Source organism: Pseudomonas edaphica (genome assembly GCF_005863185.1).
GTDB lineage: Bacteria > Pseudomonadota > Gammaproteobacteria > Pseudomonadales > Pseudomonadaceae > Aquipseudomonas > Aquipseudomonas edaphica.
Genome location: NZ_VBVZ01000591.1, coordinates 1 through 3,757, shown reverse-complemented (window position 1 = coordinate 3,757; position 3,757 = coordinate 1). Strand labels below are relative to the sequence as shown.

Genomic DNA, 3,757 nt, shown 5'->3' with positions numbered 1-3,757 from the left:
ACCTGCACAGAAGAGCGGGGCGATGATGGCCGGTGGCGCCATGATGGCGGCGGCCAACCACAGCGACACACTGCCTATCGAAGGCACGCTGCCGCCGCTGGAGGGCGCGGTGCAATGGCTCAACAGCCCGCCGCTGACCGCCGAAGCACTCAAGGGCAAAGTGGTGCTGGTGGATTTCTGGACCTACTCCTGCATCAACTGCCTGCGCACCTTGCCTTACGTCAAAGCCTGGGCCGAGAAATACAAAGACCAGGGCTTGGTAGTGATCGGCGTACACGCCCCGGAGTTTGCCTTTGAACGCGACGTGAACAACGTCACCAAGGCCATGAAAGACCTGGGCATCACCTACCCGGTGGCGATCGACAACAACTACAAGATTTGGCGCGCCTTCAACAACCAATACTGGCCGGCGCATTACTTTGCCGATGCCAAGGGCCAGATTCGTTATCACCACTTCGGTGAAGGCGACTACGCCGAGTCGGAGCGGGTGATTCAGCAACTGCTGCGTGAGGCCGGCGCGACCAACGTCGCCGGTGGTTTGATCGAGGCCGATGCCAAGGGTGTGCAGCAAGCGCCGGACATGAACGAGGTGCAATCGCCGGAAACCTACCTGGGCTTCCAGCGTGCGGAAAACTTCGTCACCACCGGCGCGTTGGGCACCGACAAAGTGGTGAATTACCCGGCGGCCGGCCACCTGGCCCTGAACAACTGGACCCTGGAAGGCCAATGGAATGTCGGCGGCCAACAAGCCACCCTCGACCAGGCCGGTGGGCGTGTGGTTTACCGCTTTCATGCCCGTGACCTGCACCTGGTGCTGGGGCCTGGTGCCGACGGCAAGCCGGTGCGCTTCAAGGTGACGATTGATGGCCAGGCGCCAGGCGATGCTCATGGCACCGATGTGGCGCCGGATGGCAGCGGTACGGTGACCGAGCAGCGCCTTTACCAACTGGTGCGTCAGAGCGGCGCCGTGCAGGACCGCACCTTCAGCATCGAATTTCTCGACCCGCATGTGTCGGCGTATGCCTTCACCTTCGGTTGAAGTGAAAACCTGATCCATGTGGGAGCTGGCTTGTCGGGTCGCCGCATCGCTGCGATAGCGGTGTACCTGCCGACGATGATGTTGGATCTGCCGGTGCCATCGCAGGCAAGCCAGCTCCCACACTTGACCGCGTACTGGAGTGAGTTCTATGAAGCTTCTCAAGTTTTTACCCGCACTGGCATTCGCCGCTTTCGTCGGCCAAAGCTCGGCGTTCTCCTTCGGTGGCGCCGAAGAGGCTGTGATGATCGCGCCGCCGGCCATGGACCTGCCGGCCGAGCCCGGCAACCTGCAAACCGCGGTGTTCGCCGGGGGGTGCTTCTGGGGTGTCCAAGGCGTGTTCCAGCATGTGCAAGGCGTGAAAACGCCGTTTCCGGCTATGACGGCGGCGCTGCAAACACGGCCCAGTACGAGTCGGTCAGCGACGGCGATACCGGCCACGCCGAATCGGTGTCGGTGACTTACGACCCGAGCAAAGTCAGCTACGGCAAGCTGTTGCAGATCTACTTCTCGGTGGCCCACAACCCCACTGAACTGAACCGCCAGGGTCCGGACAGCGGCACCCAGTACCGTTCGGAAATCTTTGCGCAAAATGCCGAACAGCAAAAAGTCGCACAGGCCTATATCGCCCAGTTGGACGCCGCCAAAGCGTTCGACAAGCCGATCGTGACCAAGGTCGAGATGGGCAAGACGTTCTACCCGGCGGAGTCCTATCACCAGGATTTTCTGACCGAGAACCCGTCTTACCCGTACATTGTGATCAATGATTTGCCCAAGGTGGCGCAGCTCAAGAAACTGTTCCCCGACCAATACCGTGCCGAGCCGGTGTTAGTCAAAAACCAATAACCACCCGGACTGATCGTTCCCACGCTCTGCGTGGGAATGCAGCCCAGGACGCTCCGCGTCCCAAGACGTGACGCAGAGCGTCACAAGAGGCATTCCCACGCGGAGCGTGGGAACGATCGTCTTCAGGATTTGGCCTTGGCCAGGTAGGGCGCCAGTCGGCGGCCCATTTCTTCACCTAGCGCTTGCAACCCGCTCAGGGGGCGCACCATCACTTCAAACTCGACGATCTGCCCCTGCTCATTGAAGCGAATCATATCGATACCCTTGAGCTGTTTTTCACCCACGCGCGCGCTGAACTCCAGCACCACGTTAAGCCCATCGGCACTCGCCAGTTCACGGTGATAGGCGAAGTCTTGGAACACCTTGATCACCGTGTTGAGGATCATCGACACCACCGGCGCGCCGGGGTAGGGCGTATGGGCCATGGGCGAGCGGAACACCGCGTCAGGCGCGAGCAGTTCGGGCAGGGCGTTGAGGTCGCGAGTAGCCAGCATGGTGTGCCAGCGTTGCAGGCTGTGGGCGGCGGCGGGGTTCAGGTGGAGTTCGGACATGGGCTGTACCTGTTCTTATGTTGGGAAGGTCGTTCACCTGCCCAACATAAGAGCGGCACTCAAGCAGGGTCAATCACCCGAATTGACAGATAAGTAACCCGAATGCACTCACACCACTTCCAGGTACGAGCTGTGAATCGCCCGCGCCAGTTCGCGCACCGTGTCGATAAAGTCCGTGAGCCGGCTGTGCAAGCCGTCCTCCAGGATTTCATCGATGCCGGTATAACGCAGCCGCGCTTCGAACTCGGCCGCCAGGCGTTGAGCCTCGCGCCCGTAACTGCCGGGCAGGTCGGCGAGGATATGGCTCAACTCCTCGATGCACGCGTGCAGTGAGCGCGGTACATCACTGCGCAACAGCAGCAACTCCGAGACCGAGCGCGCATTCAGCGCATTCGGGTACAGCTCGGTGTAAGCCTCAAATGACGACAACGCACGGAGCAGGGCGCTCCACTGGTAATAGCCGCGTGCCGAAAGGTCGCTGACCTCTTCGGATTCTTCGCCGAACATTTCATAACGCGCGTCCAGCAGACGCAACGTGTTGTCCGCACGCTCGACAAAGGTGCCCAGGCGAATAAACCGGTAGGCGTCATTGCGCATGATGGTGCCGGAGGTGGCCCCGCGAAACAGGTGCGAGCGCTGTTTGACCCAGTCACAAAAGTGGCTGATGCCATGGCGCGCTAGGCCGCCGGCGGCGATGCTGCGCATTTCCAGCCAGGTGGCGTTGAGGTTTTCCCACATGTCGGCGGTAATGCGCCCGCGCACGGCGTGGGCATTGCCACGGGCGGCGCGCAGGCAGTTGTAGATGCTGGCCGGGTTTTCTTCGTCGAGGGCGAAGAAGTGCAGCATGCGTTCGGCGTCCAGTTGTTTATGGCGTTCGAGGTAGCTGTCCAGTGTGCCGCTGCTGAGCAGCGACATGGCCAATTCATCCAGCCCGTCACTGCGCCCGGCCTGGGGCATCAACGACAGCGAATAACTGACTTCCAGCATGCGCGCCAGGTTCTCGGCACGTTCCAGGTAACGGGACATCCAGTACAGATCTGCGGCGGTTCTACTCAACATACTCAGCCCTCCACCACCCAGGTGTCCTTGGTTCCGCCGCCTTGCGACGAGTTGACGATCAACGAGCCTTCCTTCAACGCTACACGGGTCAGCCCGCCAGGCACCAGGCGGGTTTCCTTGCCCGAGAGCACAAACGGGCGCAGGTCGATGTGCCGTGGCGCGATGCCGTTTTCGACGAAGGTGGGGCAGGTGGACAGGCTCAGCGTCGGCTGGGCGATGTAGGCGTGAGGGCGCGCCTTGATGCGTTGGCGGAAGTCTTCGATTT

General features: G+C 61.2%; 4 protein-coding genes and 1 pseudogene. 2 read left to right on the top strand and 3 right to left on the bottom strand.

What is annotated here, in order from left to right; genetic code table 11:
• Positions 1–1,039: thioredoxin family protein (locus FEM54_RS27135; protein WP_205894436.1), on the top strand; the 1,039-nt coding region annotated here is incomplete at its 5' end.
• Positions 1,040–1,187: 148 nt separating this feature from the next.
• Positions 1,188–1,882 (top strand): annotated as a pseudogene (gene msrA, locus FEM54_RS27130) (peptide-methionine (S)-S-oxide reductase MsrA).
• A gap of 122 nt (positions 1,883–2,004) precedes the next feature.
• Here msrA and FEM54_RS27125 read toward each other — a convergent pair.
• The 3 genes from FEM54_RS27125 to FEM54_RS27115 all read right to left on the bottom strand — a co-directional run.
• Positions 2,005–2,433, bottom strand: a complete 429-nt coding sequence (locus FEM54_RS27125) for a nuclear transport factor 2 family protein (RefSeq protein WP_138453713.1) — start codon at positions 2,431–2,433, stop codon at positions 2,005–2,007.
• A 108-nt stretch (positions 2,434–2,541) separates the two neighbouring features.
• Complete coding sequence (locus FEM54_RS27120) at positions 2,542–3,492, bottom strand: alpha-E domain-containing protein (RefSeq protein WP_017135519.1); 951 nt, start codon at positions 3,490–3,492, stop codon at positions 2,542–2,544.
• A 2-nt stretch (positions 3,493–3,494) separates the two neighbouring features.
• Positions 3,495–3,757: circularly permuted type 2 ATP-grasp protein (locus FEM54_RS27115; RefSeq protein ID WP_171045911.1), on the bottom strand; the 263-nt coding region annotated here is incomplete at its 5' end.